Raw genomic sequence first — 17,411 nt, 5'->3', positions numbered from 1 at the left:
TGGATTTGCTCCCATGAAAGCCAAACGTCCCACCCGTCCACTCCGGCAGCAATTGCTGATTGACAGTGATGTCCAGGTGGCGTTGATTTTGTGCGCCGTTCTCTATGGGACCGCGTGTGTGACGTACTTCGTGGTGATTCAGTTCTTCACTCAGTCGATGATTCACCCGGGTGTCGCGACAGCGGATTTGTTCCTGTCGCTCACTGACGAGGCCATCTATTGGGTTCCTGGATTGTTGGTGCTCGGACCGCTGATGATCTACGACGTCTTGAAGGTCAGCAACCGATTTGCCGGACCGATCTTCAGCATGCGTCGCGAGATGCAAAACTTGATCGACGGCAAAGAAGGACGCAACATTTCCTTCCGCAACGATGACCATTGGTCAGCAATGGCAATGCAGTTCAACACCATCCGTGAGGAAGTGCTGGAGTTGCGAGCCAAGCTGGGGGAAGAAGCCGGAGCCGCGGAAGACGAGGACATCGACGACGAGGACGACAGTTGGATGGAAGCCACGCCGGAAGAGGAAGCAGCCATTCCGGTCAGCTGAATCGGCGTGACTGAATTTCTGTCGACGGACTGCACGTGACGGAATTCGCGAGCAACACCACACGCCCGTCGCCGCGACGACATTGCCGTCGATTTCACGCCAAACCTGCGTCCCGCATCAGCAGCTGAAGGTCAGCCCAGGCCGCCTTCTTGGCCTCTGGATTTCTCAACAAGTAGGCGGGGTGATAGATCACCAGCACCTTGCTTTCGTGGTACTGATGGAACTGTTGTCGAAGTCGACCGACGGACAGTTTGGTCTTCAGCAACGAATGAGCGCTGATTGCACCGAGGCACACGATGTATTCAGGTCGCAAAATCTGAAGCTGTTGCTCATAGTACGAGCGACAATTGTCGAGTTCGGTGGGTTCTGGATTTCTGTTTTCCGGCGGTCGGCATTTGACCGTGTTGAGCAAGTAGATGTCTTCTCGTTGAAGTTTGCAGGCTTGGACCATTTTGTCGAGCAACTGCCCCGCACGCCCAATGAACGGACGCCCGAGTCGATCCTCGTCTGCACCGGGGGCTTCTCCCAGGAACGCAAACCGGGCGGCCGAATTGCCTTCGCCAAAGACCGTTTGAGTTCGGCACTTGGCCAACATATCGCACTTGGTGCAACCCGCGACGACCGACGCCAGATTGGCCAGCTCCGTTTCGCGGTCAGCAATCGGCAGGTTCTTCCCGGGGTAGGGATCGTCAGAGACCGAGAATGACTCGACGGGTTGCAAGCGATGTTGCGGGGCTCGGGGCGGGGTTTTGACATCCGCGGCGATCGTCGATGGATCAGCCGCTGTCGTGCTGCTCCCTGGTCGGGGGGTGGGCTGCGTGCCTTCGGTCGGCGGCCCCGCTTCGGTTGGCGTGACGACCGTCTGTTGCCAGCGTGATTGCCACGATTCGACCGATTCCGCATTCGGTTGGGGGATGAATCGGATGCCGACCCGTTGCAGGTGAGCCAGCAGTTCTCCCGTGGCTTCGTGCGTTTCGCCGGGATCGAGGTCGTTTTCTAGGGAGGTCATGAGCAACCGAGGAAGCGATTTCGCGTCAAAAAAACGGTCATTGCGGGGAAGTTCGAGCAAGGAAGGGATTCTTGAAATGCTCGACGCAGCTTACCATTGGCAGGTTACCACCGATTCGTCGTTCCTTTTACCCTCTGTTCGATTTTTGTCATGCCAGTCCCTCAAGTCGCCATCGTCGGTCGTCCCAATGTCGGCAAGAGCAGTGTGTTCAATTGGCTCGCACGCCGACGTCTCGCAATCGTTGATAACTTCGAAGGCGTGACGCGGGATCGAATGACCACCTTGATCGAGTCTGACGATCAGTTTTTTGAACTGGTCGACACAGGCGGAATGGGGGTCGAAGACGCCGACGATCTGACCAGCGATGTGCGCCGGCAAATTGACATGGCGATCGCCTCGGCGGACGTGATCCTGCTGGTCGTCGACGTTCAAACCGGATTGATGCCGCTGGATGAAGAAGTCGTCGAGCGTCTGCGGGGAGTGGAGCGACCCGTGATCCTGGTTGCCAACAAAGCGGACCAAGAGCACCAAGACATTCACGCCGATGAATTTCGAAAGCTCGGACGCGGGCACCTGATCACCGTCAGCACGACTCAGAATCGACACCGTGATGATCTGATCCAAGTCATCGTGGATCGGCTGCCTGAGAAAGACGAGGACTTGGTTGCTCCGCAGTCCTCCATGAAGGTGGCGATCGTGGGGCGTCGCAACGTTGGCAAGAGCACCTTCGTCAACACACTGGCGGAATCCGATCGGATGATTGTCAGCGAAGTCGCTGGGACAACCCGAGACAGTGTCGACGTGCGATTCGAAGTCGACGGGCAGACGTTCCTGGCCATCGACACACCGGGGCTTCGCAAACGCAAATCGATTCGTACGGACTTGGATTTTTACGGTAGCCACCGGGCACAGCGCAGCGTCCGTCGGGCAGACGTGGTGCTGATGTTCTTTGATGCCTTGGAAAAAGTCAGCAAGGTCGACAAGCAGCTGGTCGGCTACATCATGGAGCACCACAAACCGGTGCTCTTCGTGGTCAACAAGTGGGACAAGGTCGACAAAGAAGTGCCCACGGAACGTTGGGTCAAATACCTGCGTCACCAATTCACCACGTTGTCCTACGCTCCGATCGCCTTCATCACCGGGCAAACTGGACGCAACGTCAAAGCGGTGATGAACCACGCCGCGATGCTTTACAAGCAGGCTCAAAGTCGAGTGTCCACGGGGGAGCTCAACCGGATCCTTCGCGCCGCGATCGACCAGCATCCACCGGCGATGTACCAAGGCCGTCGTCCAAAAATTTTCTACGCCACTCAGGTTTCGACCGAGCCGCCCACGGTGGTGGTGATGTGCACCGACCCCAAAGCCTTCACCCACGATTACCAACGGTATCTGATTGCTTGGATGCGTGACCACCTGCCGTTTGGTGAAGTTCCGATCAAGCTGTACCTGCAACAACGCAGCCGATCCGAAGCCAAAGCGGAACGCGCTGGACAAGGCCGGTCATTCGATTCGTAAATCACACTGCAAAATTGAAACCGTTGCCCCAGCGGTTCTCACACAACGGGTGGAATGCCAGTCGCGATCACTGCTGCTGAAACTGGCTCGCCAGATGCAGCCGGCAAAGGTGCCTAAGCAGGTCGGCAGGAATGATCGGGCATCACCATGTGAGCCGTTTGGGCGTTCGCCCCGGTTGTACGTGGAAACAACCACGCTTGCCACGATATTTCAAATGCCGAAAGACTCCTGCCGACCTGCTTAGAAGGACCAAAGTCCAATGCTGCTCAATCGGCAGCAGGCACAATCCCATGTGCCGTCCACCTCTTCACTGAAATCCCGGGATTGGAAGCGGACGGCACACGGAGTGAGCCTGCTACACTCCTTGATTCAGCGGTCTTGGGCAAAAGCCCCCACCATCGCAGATTCTGTGCGATGCTACGCGTTCCACTGCAGCAAAGTGCCATGTCGACACCCCATCAACCCGCCCAGCCATCCGAGCCACTCGCCCAAGGCTACCTGCCTCCGCCCGAAACCCATTCGATTGTGATCGGGTACATCGTTTGGATCTTCGGTTTCTTTGGTGCACACCGTTTCTACTACGGGAAACAAATCACGGGCACCATTTGGTTCTTCACGCTTGGACTGGCCGGGATCGGTTGGTTGGTCGATTTGTTTTTGATTCCCGGAATGGATCGTCGGGCTCAAATGCGTTTCACCACGGGGCCAGTGGACTACACGATTGCGTGGATCCTGCTGACGTTCCTGGGGCTGTTTGGGATCCATCGCTTCTACCTCGAAAAGTGGTTCACCGGAGTCATTTATCTTCTGACCGGTGGGTTGTTTGGCGTGGGATGGCTGTATGACCTTTGGACGCTGAACGAACAAGTCGACCAGTACAATCGCCAGGCGGCGTACACGAATTGACGGGTGCGGGACGTTGGTGGACCGCGGGTGAACCGTGAAGTGGCGGCACCTTGCGTGGGCAAACCACTGGCGGGAGCAAACCATCTACAATGAGGCGAAGCGATCGCTTGGTTCCCAGAATCGAGCCAACTCGTCGCTCCCCACCTGCCCCACTCCCCACCTCTTTCGCGATTGAGATTCACTCATGCGCCGGCCCGCTTTGGTTGCTCTGTCGACCTTCTGCCTTTTTTTGAACTGCCTCCTTGGCTCAGGCTGCTTCGCGGCGGAGCCTCCCGCAGGGGAATCGTCCGATGGCGATCAATTGGTAGCGGAGTACTTCGAACAACAGACCCAGCAACTGAGTGAGCAATCTCTGGCCGATATTGAAACGCTGGAGGATTGGACGAGCCGTCGCGAAATTTATCGACAGCAGTTGCTGGACATGCTTGGGTTGAACCCGTTGCCGGCTCGGAGTGAACTGCACACCACCGTGACGGGCGAAAATCGCAAGGACGATGTGATCGTTGAAAAACTGCACTTTCAGTCGATGCCGGGTCTGTACGTCACCGCGAATTTGTATCGCCCTGCGGAAGTCGATGAGCCGTTGCCGGCGGTGTTGTACGTGTGTGGCCATGGCCGCGTGGTCGAAGACGGCATCAGCTACGGCAACAAAGTTCACTACCAACACCACGGTGCCTGGTTCGCTCGCAATGGCTATGTGTGTTTGGTCATCGACACGATTCAGCTTGGCGAGATCGAAGGCATTCACCACGGGACCTACCGTGAAAAAATGTGGTGGTGGAACAATCGTGGCTACACACCAGCTGGCGTGGAGGCATGGAACAGCATGCGAGCGGTGGACTTGCTGCAGTCTCGTCCCGAAGTCGATCCGAAGCGGATAGGCGTGACCGGACGCAGTGGTGGCGGGGCTTACTCGTGGTGGTTGGCTGCGATCGACGAACGCATTCAAGCGGCGGTTCCGGTCGCTGGAATCACCACCCTTGAAAACCACGTGGTGGACGGCTGCGTCAGTGGTCATTGCGATTGCATGTACATGGTCAACACGTATCGCTGGGACTTCCCGATGGTTGCGGCCTTGGTGGCGCCTCGACCGTTGTTGATTTCCAACACCGACAGCGACTCCATCTTCCCACTCAACGGCGTGGTCGATCTGCACGCTAAAGTCCGAAAGATCTACGAGCTTTACGGAGCGGAGAAGAACCTCGGATTGCAAATCACGTCGGGGCCGCACCAAGACACTCAGGAACTACGGATTCACGCGTTTCGTTGGCTGAACCGTCATCTTCGTGGCGATGAATCGCTGATCGAGAAGGTGGCGACGAAGCTGTTTGAACCAAAGCAATTGAGGGTGTTCGCTGAACTACCCCGTGACGAACGCGTGACAACGATTCACGAATCCTTCGTTCCGAAAGCATCGATGGAGGACGCACCGAAGACGCCGGCCGAGTTAGCCGCCGCCACCAAGCATTGGAAGGATCAGCTGCGAACCAAGACGTTTGCTGGTTGGCCCGACGTGGCTGCCGCGCCGGAACTGGAGGTAGTCTCAAAAGTTCAACGAGATGAGGCCGAAGTCACTTTTGCCGAATATGCCAGTCAGTCACCGTATCGTTTGCCATTGATTGTCTTGCGTCCAACCGAGGCAGCAGACACTCCGCTGTCAGAGCCATCCGGTGCGGATGTACCCTTGGATGTGATCGTGTTGGACCAATCGGGCTGGGAACGAGCCTCCTCTGGATTGGCGGTGGTGGCACCCGAGCGTTTCGCTGACATTCAACCTGACGCTGCAGCCTGGAAACAAATGACGGCGTCCGGCCGAACGACCGTCTTGGTGGTTCCACGCGGTGTGGGGCCAACAGAGTGGTCACGCGATGAACGTGATCGGACTCACATTCGTCGCCGGTTCATGTTGCTGGGACAAACGGCGGCTGGAATGCAGATTTACGATGTGGTCAGCGCGTTGAAGGCCCTGACCCAGGACGAGAACAAGTTGGCAGTGGCCGGTCCTTGGAACCTGAGTGGAAGCGGCGACGCGGCGTTCATCGCTCTGCATGCTTCGCTGTGGTCGGACTCCATTGCCAAGCTTCAACTGACTGATTTGCCCGCCTCAAATCGCAATTCACCCGATTTGCTCAACGTCAGCCGAATTGTTGACCTGCCACAGATCGTCATGATGGCCACCGGATGTGTTTCCGAGGTCTTGATCAGTGGCAGCACCGAGGCTGAGTGGCGGAAACAAGCGGAATCACAAGCGCTTCTTTCTGACATTGTCTGGGGACAACCTTGAAGATTGGGCGAACTGAGCTGAATGGAGTGATGGCGGATCGTGTAGGCTGAGTCGTATCAGGAGCCAATCCAATGCGAAAATTCATGCTACTTGTTGCTGTCTTCTCAGCATTCTTTCCGCGTCACTTGTCCGCTTGTCTGTGGGACCAGGACACACTCGCGATGGAACGACGAGTGTTCCCGGGGGCTCATGAATTGATGGCTGGGTACTTCGTTCGCCATTCGGACGCTTACTACGAATGGCGAATCGCCGCCCGGAGGGCCAAGCCCACCGATCAATTGCTTCCCACCGATCTGGACGACATCGCGGTTGCCCATGACAAACTGGGCGATCACGACAAGGCGATCGAGACAATCCTCGAAAAGATCGAACGATGGCCGGAACAGGGACGCTACGAATCAGAAGCCAATTTGGGAACGTTCTACATCCATGCCGGGCAACTGGAAGAAGGCCGGGAGCACATTCGGAAGGCCATTGCGATCAACCCGGACGCCCACTTTGGTCGTGAAATCTATCAGCAGCTTCTGGTGGAGTACTTGATTGAGAAGCGGCGTCCTTCCAAGCAATTGCCGATTTCGGAGGAGAGTGATTGGTGGAATGTCGGTTTCACTCCCTTTGTGTTGGACGCTCGGAAACCCGCGAAGGATGACGTTCTGGAGGAGATTCAAGCGACTGCCATAGGGGTGATGGGCATGATGCGTTTTGGCAATCATGATTCACCCGTGTTGCTGGAGGCACTTGGCGATCTGCTGCTTGCAGATGACAGCGATGAAGACTCAAAGCAGTTGGCCACTCGAGCCTATTTGAGAGCATCCATGGAAGTGGATGCTCCAGAGGCCGTCGCGGCTTACCGTCACAAGGCTTTCGTTGCAATTGCGATGCAGAAGGAGGTCGAACTGAATCAGGTGGAGGAGCAACTGCTCAACGAGATCAAACAGGGCGACGAGTTGTTTCACCGCATCGCGGAAGACGAGACGGCATGGATCGCGACCGGATTGGATGTGGATGCGGAGTTTGAGAAGAAGTACCTCGACTCACCGGCACGGAAGTTTCAAGTCGATGGCGACGTTTCCGAAGCGGAGGTTGTTCCAATCTCCTTTGTCGGAAAGCTCGCAGCCACGCTTGCTTTTGAGACGGGGCTGATCGCGATCGCGTTGGTTGCAAAAAAGAACCAACGCCGTCGCAATGCGTCAGCCATGTGAAATTTCTTGGGCGCTTTCATCAAGTCCCAGGAACTCAGCCAGTCGATTCACTTCCGATTCCACGGCTTGCCGGAAGACTCGTTCTTTCGGACGACGATCCGCGTAGCCAAAGTCCACCTTCAAACGGCCCGCGTCCACCGCCGCGTTTGCCCAGCCGACGATTTGATCTCGCCAGAGCACCGGCATGGCGTAGTAACCCAATTTGCGTTTGGGCTTGGGCGTGTAGGCTTCGAATCGATAGGTCCAGTTCCACAAATGTTCGAATCGGGTTCTATCTCGCACGATCGGATCGAACGGGGCGAGGATTCGAACGGTGTCTGCTTTCATGCGTCCACGTCTCCCCAAGTCCAGGGACAGGTATTCCACCTCATCGACGATGTCGACGCGAATTCGACCGGCGTCGATCAAAGCTTGTAAACACTGGCGACGATCCGCGACGCTTTCGATCAAGTATTTGAAATGCGACAGTTCACTCAATAGGAACCGACGAGTGGTTGCGCCCATCGCCTGCAGCGCCGCGAGCATCAGTTGCTGCAAGCGCTCTTCGTTCGACAAGGTTGGTTCCAACTCCTTGGCCGCGTCGTAGATGCGGATGCCGTTGTTTCGGCTCGCGACTCGCAATGCACCCCGGTTGTGCAGAGATTCCATGGTCATCTTTGCGGACCTTGAAAAGCCGCCCCAGTAGTTTTGCACTCGTTCACCACCGACATGCGATTCCAGGTCCTTGGAGTGCATGGGGCCGTGCTGGCGAATCACCTCGAGCGTTTGGCGGTGTTCGTCGGACAATTCCTTTTCCGTCTTGGGATGCACGATTCCCCAAAGATCTTTGGAGAGGAACCCGTAGGCGAACAGGTAGCACTCTTCCAAATCGAGCTCGGGATAACAGCGTTCGAGATCCCCGACGCGGTAGTTCTTCACACGCTGACGCAGGATCAAGTCCTGGGCACGCGCCGGACAGCGAATCGGATCAGCTTGGACGAATCCGAGCCGCTCCATTGCATCGGCCAGCCCACAGGGTGGAAACAAGCTGTCGGTCAGCACTCGTTTGCGAAATTGGTCCAAGGATGGCATGGCTGGTTGGGTGCGAGTGATTCGAAGGTTGGTTGGCCACAGGCTTCGAACCAGCCCTGGCGGGTTCTTGAGTCGTACGATGGACTTCCAAGTCCGTCACGCACAGCGAAGTGACGACCCGCTGCGTCCGTTTCGTCTCCGGCAACCGTGGGCTAGCGCTGGATGGCACTTACTTTAGATCCAACCAAGGGGATTTTGCTAGCGGAACGGCGCAAGCCGTCCGGTAAATCGTGGGTGTTTTCCGGCGCGTCACCGGACGGCTCGCGCCGTTCCGCTACAGAGTAGATGGCATTGGGCTAGCGCTGGGCTGTTGTTCAATCTTTGGGGTTGCAGCGTTTCTGGTGTGCGCAAGTTTCTGCCTCGCATCAACCAGTCACCTCTCCCTCAACTTGAGGTCGTGCAGTTTTTTAGTACCGTGTTGCCAAGCGTTTATGATCACCCTCCCTTGGGACGTTCGAAAAATAAATGGTGGCGGGCGTCTGGGTATCGCCCCGGATGGGGCCGTCATGCTTCGCTCGGGGCGGAAGCCCCGAGAGACCGATGCCGGAAAACAAACGGTCGCCCCGGATGGGGCCGTCGTGGGAGTTGGGGGCGTCCCTCGCTCACGCTTCGGGTTGTGATGGGTGGTTGCTGCAGAAACCCGCCAAAACCCAGCACCAGAAAACTGCACGACGTCTGCAGCGGGAGGGGGCGGAAAGCGAGCGTTCAGCGAGATTTCCGGGGGAGGGCCATCCGCGCCGCTCCCCATGCTCGGCCCTCACCCTCGCGTACGCCTGAACGGCGTCGCTCGACCTCTCCCCAAACTTCGTTTCGGGAGAGGTACGCCATGTGATAACCCGCCAAAATGCAGCACCAAAAAACTGCACGACCTCCTTCGTCGGGGGAGAGGTAACAGGCAAAAAACTGTCCACGAAAACGCTGTGTCAACACCAACCTTTGAACAGCCCAGCGTTCGCCCCGGTTATGCGTGGGAACCGTGGCTAACGCCAAACGGCTCACGTACCCGGTGGCACCTGCGTACCTGCTTCGTTCTCGGTTTGAAGTGGGAACGAGTCGCCGGTTGCGAGTCCTCGGTCGAGAACCCAGACGTTGCGGAACCGGACGGGGTCGGAATGGTCTTGCAGCAACGTTGGCAAGGGAAGAGCTTCTTCGGGCTTGCCAGCTCCGGTGGGACCTGGCAAGGCGACATTGTCTTGGACCTTCACGCCGTTGACCCAGGAGGTCACGTGAGCGGGACGAAGTTTCTTGCCATCCACACCAAACCGTGCCGCGGTGAAGCGAACGTCATAGGTCTGCCAAGTCAGTGGCGGGAACGCCATGTTCAAACGTGGTGGCTTGAAGCGATACAGGGCTCCCAATCCATTGAAGACTCGTTCGGTACCGAATGAATCCAGGACTTGGCACTCGTAGCGGCTTTGCAGATAGATGCCACTGTTGCCTCGTTGTTGGCCTTGTTTGCCGGGCATGTGCGGGATTCGGAATTCCAGGTGCAGGTCAAAGTCGTTGAGCAACCATTTGATGTTGGCACCTTGGGCGAGCAAGCCTTCGTCGGCGATCCGGGCCTTGGAAAATTGGTCGGTGTTCTCGCCGTTGAAAAGCACGAGTGCTTCCTTGGGTGGCTGAGCGCCCATCGTGGGGCTGGTTCGAATCACGCGAGGCAATTCGCCGAGCGAGTCGCCTTCGAAGTTGATCAAACGGCACTTTTCAGGGCCCGCGAACAACGCCCAGGGGCCGCCCGAGAGGACCAACGTTTCTCCGTTGCGGCGTCCGATCAAACGCAGCTGAGTGGCCTCGTTGAAGTTCTCGTCGCCAGGCAGTCCGCCTTCGTAAGCCAGGGCTTCGAACTCACCTGAACCGAGGGCTCGGATTTGGATGCCGAATCGTTGGTTGGTGGTTTCGGTGGATGCATCGGAGTCATCCGTTTTCTTTTCAGTTGCAATCGCGACATCGCCGGCGTATTCGCCGATCAACTTGAAGTCGACGGCGACAGGTCCTTCGGTCGGTGGCAAGGTCCAAACACCTTTCTCCACCCAAGTCGGATCGGGTTTGGGCTCGGCTGGTTTTTCTTCCGCGACTTCTTCTTGAGGTGCTGTTTCGTTGTCGGCCTTTTCATCGGCCATTTTCTCGCTCTTGGGGGCGCCCGCTTTGGGGGCCTCTGAGGCGTCCTGTTTTGGTTTCGAGGCCTTTTCTTCATTGGCGTCGTCAGAAGCCTTTTCGGCCTTCTTTTCGCTCTTGGTCTCGGCTGGTTTTGCGTCGGGTTTGGACGCGTCTGACTTTTCGGTTGCGACCGAGTCCTTTTCTTGTGCCGACACTACCTGGGGCGTCAGCGAAATCGCCAGGCACAGAGCGAGCAAACCCGCGAAAACGCGTGGGGTTGGGGTCGCGAGAAATTTGCGAAATGACATACTCGAACGGGTCTCGTACTTTCGGGGATGGTGGGCGGTCTGGGGGGAGCGGATATTTTAGTTCAATTGTGAGTGGATGCAGCATGGGACCGAGGCAAAGTTCAACATCAAAACCGAAAGTCGCACGCCAGCCGATTTCGGTTCGCGGGTGCCGGGTTCACAATCTGCGTGAGATCGATGTGGACATCCCTCGCGGGGAATTGGTGGTCATTTGCGGGCTTTCCGGCAGTGGGAAGACCTCCCTGGCCTTGGACACGCTGTATGCGGAGGGGCAACGCAGCTACATCGAGAGTTTTTCTGCCTACACGCGGCAATACCTGAACCAGCTGGACAAGCCGGATTGCGACAGCATTTCCGGAATCCCACCTGCGATCGCCGTCACTCGTGCCTCGGTGGTCAAAACCAATCGCAGCACCGTGGCAACGTCGACCGAAATCGCGGAACACCTGCGTCTGCTGTTCGCACGTGCATCCGAATTGGTGTGTTATCAGTGCGGGCAACCGGTTGTGATCGACAGTCCTCAAAGCGTTGCCGCCCAGCTCAGCGACCCAGCCGCGAAAGTTCAGCGGGCGATTGTGGGGTTTGAACTCTGGTTGCCGAACCGGAAAGCTGCCTCAGAGATCTTGCTCGGCCTTCAACAGGAAGGGTTCGTGCGTCTGATCCTCAAAGGCGAAACTTTCCAACTGTCCGATGAGGACCGCAGCAAAATGGCCAAGCGGATTGGATCAAAGGGGGTGTCGGCGACCGTGGTCGTCGATCGGCTGTCATCGTCGTCCGAAATGTCGCGTTGGACCGAGTCGTTGGAAACCGCGATGACCGAAGGCAATGGTCGCGCGGTCGTGTTGTTTCAATCCGATGCGGAGGGTCTGTTCGCAACCTTGCCCACGCAGTCCGTTGACGGCCGTGAGATGCGGCAGCGTGTCGCCAGCGATCGGCATCGTTGCGATCACTGCGACATTGAATATCCCGATCCGGTCGCACGAGCGTTCAACTTCAACCATCCGATGGGAGCATGCGCTGAGTGCGAAGGGTTTGGCGATGTGATCGGGATCGACATGGACCGGATCGTTCCGGACAAGTCGAAGTCGATTCGCGAAGGGGCCATCGCCCCTTGGAATGCTCCTTCGTACCAGCATGAATTGGAGGAGTTGTTGGCGCTCGCGGAGGACTATGACCTGCCCGTTGACGTCCCTTTTTCGAGTTTAAAGAAGAAGCATCTGAAGCTGATTCACGAAGGTGTCCGCGAACGCAAATTTGGTGGTTTGAATGGGTTCTTCGCGTGGTTGGATCGCAAGAAATACAAGATGCACATCCGTGTGTTTGCCTCGCGATACCGTAGCTATCGGACTTGCCCGGCATGTGGTGGTGACCGATTGAAGCCCGAGTCGCTGGCGTACAAAGTCGGCGGGAACAACATTTCAGAAATGTTGGCGATGCGGTGCGATCAGCTGGACCGGTTTCTAGACGAGTGGTTCGGTGAGGACGTGGGAAAGCTCTCAGGGGCGGGTTCCAGTTCAATCGATGAAGTGGTTCGCGAGAAAATGGTCGGCTATCAGACCCAAGCCGAGTTGTTGGTCGCCGATCAGCAGCGTCGCCACACGATCGCCAGCGAACCGGTTCGTCAAATTCGTGATCGGTTGCACTACTTGGATCAAGTCGGTCTGGGGTACCTGCAACTCAATCGCACGCTGCGAACCTTGTCTGGAGGAGAGACCCAGCGAATCGCATTGACACTGGCGTTGGGCAGCACGTTGGTTGGCATGTTGTACGTGCTGGATGAACCGACCGCCGGATTGCATCCGGTCGATGTGGAGCAATTGGTCGACGCGATCACGAAGCTTCGCGATCGTGGCAACACCGTCGTGGTGGTCGAACACAACGACACGCTGATTCAGCTTGCGGATCGTGTGGTTGAGATTGGTCCGGGCGCGGGCGTTGGTGGAGGCTTGGTGACTTTCGAGGGCACGCCGAAGCAGTTGATGAAGACGAAAGACAGTTTGACGGGACGGTATCTCGGCAAGAATCGCAAGCGTTCGATCCAATTGGATTTGACGGATGAGCGATCAGCCACCGGTGCATTGATTCTTTCAGGTGCGAGCGGGCACAATCTCCGAGACATTGACGTGGAGTTTCCGCTGGGGTGCATGACCGTGGTCACCGGGCGATCGGGGAGCGGCAAGAGTTCATTGATCCATGACACCTTGTTCGGTGCCGTGTCCACGCGGTTGGCCGAACGTCGCGGTGAAGTTCCTTCGGCGGACATCGTTGCCGGGACGCTTCCCTTCCGATCGTTGCAGGGCGAGCATGCGATTGATGATTGTTTGTTGGTCGATCAATCGCCGATCAGCCGCAGTCCTCGCAGTTGCCCGGTCACGTTTGCGAAAGCGTTTGATCCGATCCGGCAAGCGTTCGCGGAAACGGTGGATGCCAAGATTCGGAACTTCAAACCGGGGCACTTCAGTTTCAATTCCTCGGCCGGTCAATGTGCGGCGTGCGAGGGAGCGGGCGTGCAAACGGTCGACATGCAGTTCCTGGCCGATGTGTCGATGCGATGCGGTGAATGTCGGGGACGGCGTTACCGCGACGAAGTGTTGCAGGTTCGCTATCGAGATCGCACGATCGCGGATGTGCTGGAGATGACTGTCCGGGAGGCGTCCGAGTTCTTTCGCGAAATGCCGAAGGTGCAGAACAAATTGAAGCGTTTGATCGATGTCGGGCTGGACTATGTCGCCTTGGGGCAGCCCGCGACAACGCTTTCGAGCGGTGAGGCACAACGTTTGAAGTTAGCGGCGTTCCTCGCGGGATCGAGCAAGCGACGGACTTTGTTCTTGATGGACGAGCCCACGACCGGACTGCATTTCGAAGACATCACGCGGTTGCTGAAGTGCTTCGATGCATTGATCGACGAAGGGCATTCGTTGGTCGTGATCGAGCACCATCCCATGTTGATGGCGGCGGCAGATCAAATCATCGAAGTGGGACCCGGTGCGGCGGAGGATGGCGGCCAGATCGTTGCCAGCGGGACTCGCGATGAAGTGGCTTCGGTCAACGACAGTTTGACCGGCCAAATCTTGCGGCGGATGCTTTGACTGCGGTTCGACCAGAGGAGAACGTTTGTCTCAAACGTTTGCGTGGCTGGGTGTGCAACGTCGCGAGGTGTTGGGCGAACGGTGTGACACGCTGCGTCTGGGATGGGACGCGGCTTGGCGTTTGAATGTGGCCAGACGGAACAGTTGGGGACAACTGTTCGACTCGGGTGAGAGTAGAACGTTTGTCTCAAACGTTTGCGTGGCTGGGTGTGCAATGTCGCGAGGTGTTGTGCGAACAGTGTGACACGCTGCGTCTGGGAATCGACGCGGCTTGGCGTTTGAATGTGGCCAGACGGAACAGTTGAGGACAACTGTTCGACTCGGGTGAGAGTAGAACGTTTGTCTCAAACGTTTGCGTGGCTGGGTGTGCAACGTCGCGACGCGTTGAGCGAACGGTGTGACACGCTGCGTCTGGGATGGGACGCGGCTTGGTGTTTGAATGTGGCCTGACGGAACAGTTGGGGACAACTGTTCGACTCGGGTGAGAGTAGAACGTTTGTCTCAAACGTTTGCGTGGCTGGGTGTGCAATGTCGCGAGGTGTTGTGCGAACAGTGTGACACGCTGCGTCTGGGAATCGACGCGGCTTGGCGTTTGAATGTGGCCTGACGGAACAGTTGAGGACAACTGTTCGACTCTGGTGAGAGTAGAACGTTTGTCTCAAACGTTTGCGTGGCTGGGTGTGCAACGTCGCGACGCGTTGAGCGAACGGTGTGACACGCTGCGTCCGGGAATCGACGCGGCTTGGTGTTTGAATGTGGCCAGAGTAGAACAGTTGGGGACAACTGTTCTACTCTGGTGAGAGTAGAACGTTTGTCTCAAACGTTTGCGTGGCTGGGGGCGCAATGTCGCGAGGTGTTGTGCGAACAGTGTGACACGCTGCGTCTTGGATGGGACGCGGCTTGGCGTTTGAATGTGGCCAGACGGAACAGTTGGGGACAACTGTTCTACTCTGGTGAGAGTAGAACGTTTGTCTCAAACGTTTGCGTGGCTGGGCGCGCAATGTCGCGACGCGTTGAGCGAACGGTGTGACACGCTACGTCTGGGAATCGACGCGGCTTGGTGTTTGAGTGTGGCCAGACGGAACAGTTGGGGACAACTGTTCGACTCTGTTGAGAGTAGAACGTTTGTCTCAAACGTTTGCGTGGCTGGGTGTGCAATGTCGCGAGGTGTTGGGCGAACGGTGTGACACGCTGCGTCTGGGATGGGACGCGGCTTGGTGTTTGTGTGTGGCTTGACGGAACCGTTGAAGACAACTGTTCCGCGTTTGCAGTCGACCTACAAGCGACAATTGTTGATCGTCATCTCGAAGATCCCGGACGCGCCGATTTCTTTGAGGCGTTCCATGACTTCGACGACTTCGCCGCGCCGGACCATGACCTGGATCGCACACCAATCTTTGTCTTCGAGCGAATTGATGGTGGGTGAGTTGAAACCCGGGGTGATCTTTTCGGCTTCACCGAGTTGGGATCGCGGGATGTTGTATTCGACCAGCGAATAATCGCGTGCGAGGACGACGCCTTCGAGTCGTGAAACCAGTCGGTTGGCGACTTCTTTGCAGCGGTGTGCTTCGTTTTGGATCAGCACCGTTTCGTAGTGACCGATTTCTTCGAGGATCCGCAGACGATTGGCGGCCAGGGTGCTGCCGGTTTCAACCAAGTCGACGATTGCGTCCGCGACGCCCAAGCGAATCATGGCTTCGACGCTGCCGGACAGGGACACCAGATGTGCTTTGGCGTTTTTGGTGGCCAGGTATTGCTCGGTGACGTGCGGGAAGCTGGTGGCAATTCGTTTGCCATCCAGTTGCGACGCGTCGGTGTAGTCTTCGTCATCGGGCACACAGAAGGCGAGTCGACACCGGCCGACACCAAACGCCATGCGTTGTTCGACGTTTGCCCCGGCTTCTTCCACCAAGTCGCTGCCGGTGATGCCCATGTCGATGGCGCCTTCGGCACACAACGTGGGGATGTCATCGGTGCGCAAAAAGATCAAATCGATTGGTAATCCACTGACTCGAGCGAACAGGCCTCGATTCTGACGGCGGAAGCTCAATCCCGCTTGGTTCAGCAGTCCGGTTGCCAATTCGCTGAGTCGCCCTTTGCTGGGGATCCCCAAACGCAAAAAGCTGTCGGGGTCAGGGCTGCTTCCGAGGGGGGCCGAAGTCGTCATGGGAACCAAAAAAGATCGAGAGCCAAAAAGTCAGACAGGCAAAAAGAGTAATCACTGGACTCGATTCTTGGCAGGTGTCTGTTTGGTTTCGCCCGCATTCGGGCTCACGAATCGGCGTTGCCCGAGTCCTTTTTTGCGGGACGGGAGGCTTTTTCGACCAGGCCGGACGTGCCTTCTCGGCGGGCCAGTTCCGCGGCGACTTCGTCCAGCTCGATTCCTCGCCAGGCCATCAGGACCATCGCGTGATAGATCAGGTCGCCGGCTTCGTAGATCGCATGCTGGCGGCCGGCTTCGTCGGGTTCATCCGCGGCTTCGATCAGCTCCTCGGCTTCTTCTCGGATTTTTCGACCGATCGCCTCGGCACCACCGTTCATCAATTTGGTGGTGTAGGAGCCCTCGGGACGTTCCGCGGCACGAGTCCGCAGCGTGGCCATCAAACGATCCAGGGGAAGCAACGAGTCGGGCATGGAATTTCCATTTCAAGGAAGGAGTGGGCTGCCTTTTGAGAACATACTTCCGTCAAGGAGCGATCGGAACCCACCGGGTGTCAGGCACATTTTCGCGAAATGACCCTGGGGCTTCTCGGAAAAGGTACCTGACACCTTTTTTCGAATTACCAAGGCATGACCGCGTTTTGCACGGGCGCGGTGGAGGATGGAGGGGAGTAGCGACGGTCGACCGCCCGTGCTCGGCTGGTGCTGGATCGTCCAAACCACGAATTTGCCGTCGAGTTGGCTCGAGCGTTGGACCAGTTGCCAAGTGCTTTGGCAGTGCTGCTGCTTCTCGAGAATCCCCCGTGAGTGACCGCACGTGAATTGGCGTGTGAGCGGGCGCCCCAGCCGTTGGCGTGTGAGCGACCTTGGCTGATTGCGACGCCGCCGTTGGCGTACGCGGTGCTGTTTCCGCTGGCGAACCCACCGTTGCGGCCGCTGCCTCGCATGTCGGCTCGGGCGTAACCGCCGTTGGTGGCGTAGGAGCTGGCGTTCAGTCGGGTGTTGCCGCGTCCGCTGGCGGTTGAGATCGCGGTGCCGCCGTTGGAATAGCTGCTCGCGGTGACTTGTGCACTGGCTTCGGCGGTCATCAAGCAGGCCGCTGCGATGGCGATGGCGAAGAGACGAATGGACATGGCTGGGATCCTCAGAGAGAGTTTCAAGAAGTTGTTTTGAAGGACGCTGTTGTCTTCACCGGAACCTTGCGAGAAACCCTCGGCTGGGCC

12 protein-coding genes are annotated in these 17,411 nt (G+C 57.4%); 6 read left to right on the top strand and 6 right to left on the bottom strand.

Features of this window, described 5'->3' with window-relative positions; all coding sequences use genetic code 11:
- The first annotated feature begins 13 nt into the window (after positions 1 to 13).
- On the top strand, positions 14 to 547 hold the full coding sequence (locus UH5x_RS08010) for a hypothetical protein (protein ID WP_482635338.1): 534 nt from the start codon (positions 14 to 16) through the stop codon (positions 545 to 547).
- A gap of 94 nt (positions 548 to 641) precedes the next feature.
- Here UH5x_RS08010 and UH5x_RS08005 read toward each other — a convergent pair whose 3' ends face one another.
- Complete coding sequence (locus UH5x_RS08005; protein ID WP_482635337.1) at positions 642 to 1,616, bottom strand: uracil-DNA glycosylase; 975 nt, start codon at positions 1,614 to 1,616, stop codon at positions 642 to 644.
- Between the two features lie 90 nt (positions 1,617 to 1,706).
- Here UH5x_RS08005 and der point away from each other — a divergent pair, with 90 nt between their 5' ends.
- The 4 genes from der (at position 1,707) to UH5x_RS07985 (ending at position 7,463) form a co-directional block, all read left to right on the top strand.
- Positions 1,707 to 3,071 (top strand): ribosome biogenesis GTPase Der, encoded by a 1,365-nt coding sequence (der, locus tag UH5x_RS08000; protein ID WP_047816900.1) that lies wholly within the window; start codon positions 1,707 to 1,709, stop codon positions 3,069 to 3,071.
- 444 nt (positions 3,072 to 3,515) lie between these two features.
- Positions 3,516 to 3,977, top strand: a complete 462-nt coding sequence (locus UH5x_RS07995) for an NINE protein (protein WP_063838449.1) — start codon at positions 3,516 to 3,518, stop codon at positions 3,975 to 3,977.
- 184 nt (positions 3,978 to 4,161) lie between these two features.
- Positions 4,162 to 6,261 (top strand): acetylxylan esterase, encoded by a 2,100-nt coding sequence (locus UH5x_RS07990; protein ID WP_482635336.1) that lies wholly within the window; start codon positions 4,162 to 4,164, stop codon positions 6,259 to 6,261.
- 83 nt (positions 6,262 to 6,344) lie between these two features.
- A complete protein-coding gene (locus UH5x_RS07985; protein WP_482635335.1) occupies positions 6,345 to 7,463 on the top strand; it encodes a hypothetical protein in 1,119 nt (372 codons plus the stop codon).
- Here UH5x_RS07985 and UH5x_RS07980 read toward each other — a convergent pair.
- Both UH5x_RS07980 and UH5x_RS07975 read right to left on the bottom strand, forming a co-directional pair.
- Positions 7,452 to 8,534, bottom strand: a complete 1,083-nt coding sequence (locus UH5x_RS07980) for a DNA glycosylase AlkZ-like family protein (protein WP_482635334.1) — start codon at positions 8,532 to 8,534, stop codon at positions 7,452 to 7,454. The two genes, UH5x_RS07985 and UH5x_RS07980, sit on opposite strands and share 12 nt — an antisense overlap.
- Positions 8,535 to 9,529: 995 nt before the next feature.
- A complete protein-coding gene (locus UH5x_RS07975) occupies positions 9,530 to 10,939 on the bottom strand; it encodes a 3-keto-disaccharide hydrolase (protein WP_482635333.1) in 1,410 nt (469 codons plus the stop codon).
- Between the two features lie 83 nt (positions 10,940 to 11,022).
- Between UH5x_RS07975 and uvrA the strand changes: the two genes are divergently transcribed.
- Positions 11,023 to 14,028 (top strand): excinuclease ABC subunit UvrA, encoded by a 3,006-nt coding sequence (uvrA, locus tag UH5x_RS07970; protein ID WP_482635332.1) that lies wholly within the window; start codon positions 11,023 to 11,025, stop codon positions 14,026 to 14,028.
- A 1,276-nt stretch (positions 14,029 to 15,304) separates the two neighbouring features.
- Here the strand turns inward: uvrA and hisG are convergent.
- The 3 genes from hisG to UH5x_RS07955 form a co-directional block, all read right to left on the bottom strand.
- Positions 15,305 to 16,195: an ATP phosphoribosyltransferase gene (gene hisG, locus UH5x_RS07965; protein WP_047817165.1), complete on the bottom strand. Its 891-nt coding sequence runs from the start codon at positions 16,193 to 16,195 to the stop codon at positions 15,305 to 15,307.
- Between the two features lie 104 nt (positions 16,196 to 16,299).
- Complete coding sequence (gene hisE / locus UH5x_RS07960; RefSeq protein ID WP_047817166.1) at positions 16,300 to 16,662, bottom strand: phosphoribosyl-ATP diphosphatase; 363 nt, start codon at positions 16,660 to 16,662, stop codon at positions 16,300 to 16,302.
- Positions 16,663 to 16,808: 146 nt separating this feature from the next.
- On the bottom strand, positions 16,809 to 17,321 hold the full coding sequence (locus UH5x_RS07955) for a hypothetical protein (RefSeq protein ID WP_047817170.1): 513 nt from the start codon (positions 17,319 to 17,321) through the stop codon (positions 16,809 to 16,811).
- Positions 17,322 to 17,411: the final 90 nt, after the last annotated feature.

The organism is Rhodopirellula sp. UH5 (assembly GCF_056839225.1).
This window is presented reverse-complemented; position numbering and strand designations above follow the sequence as displayed.

Excerpts from the sequence above, each read along its gene's own strand:
- UH5x_RS07995 (WP_063838449.1), top strand. The coding sequence starts at position 3,516 with ATGTCGACACCCCATCAACCCGCCCAGCCATCCGAGCCACTCGCCCAA.
- der (WP_047816900.1), top strand. The coding sequence starts at position 1,707 with ATGCCAGTCCCTCAAGTCGCCATCGTCGGTCGTCCCAATGTCGGCAAG.
- hisG (WP_047817165.1), bottom strand. The coding sequence starts at position 16,195 with ATGACGACTTCGGCCCCCCTCGGAAGCAGCCCTGACCCCGACAGCTTT.
- UH5x_RS07985 (WP_482635335.1), top strand. The coding sequence starts at position 6,345 with ATGCTACTTGTTGCTGTCTTCTCAGCATTCTTTCCGCGTCACTTGTCC.
- UH5x_RS07975 (WP_482635333.1), bottom strand. The coding sequence starts at position 10,939 with ATGTCATTTCGCAAATTTCTCGCGACCCCAACCCCACGCGTTTTCGCG.
- uvrA (WP_482635332.1), top strand. The coding sequence starts at position 11,023 with ATGGGACCGAGGCAAAGTTCAACATCAAAACCGAAAGTCGCACGCCAG.
- UH5x_RS07990 (WP_482635336.1), top strand. The coding sequence starts at position 4,162 with ATGCGCCGGCCCGCTTTGGTTGCTCTGTCGACCTTCTGCCTTTTTTTG.
- hisE (WP_047817166.1), bottom strand. The coding sequence starts at position 16,662 with ATGCCCGACTCGTTGCTTCCCCTGGATCGTTTGATGGCCACGCTGCGG.
- UH5x_RS08010 (WP_482635338.1), top strand. The coding sequence starts at position 14 with ATGAAAGCCAAACGTCCCACCCGTCCACTCCGGCAGCAATTGCTGATT.
- UH5x_RS07980 (WP_482635334.1), bottom strand. The coding sequence starts at position 8,534 with ATGCCATCCTTGGACCAATTTCGCAAACGAGTGCTGACCGACAGCTTG.
- UH5x_RS07955 (WP_047817170.1), bottom strand. The coding sequence starts at position 17,321 with ATGTCCATTCGTCTCTTCGCCATCGCCATCGCAGCGGCCTGCTTGATG.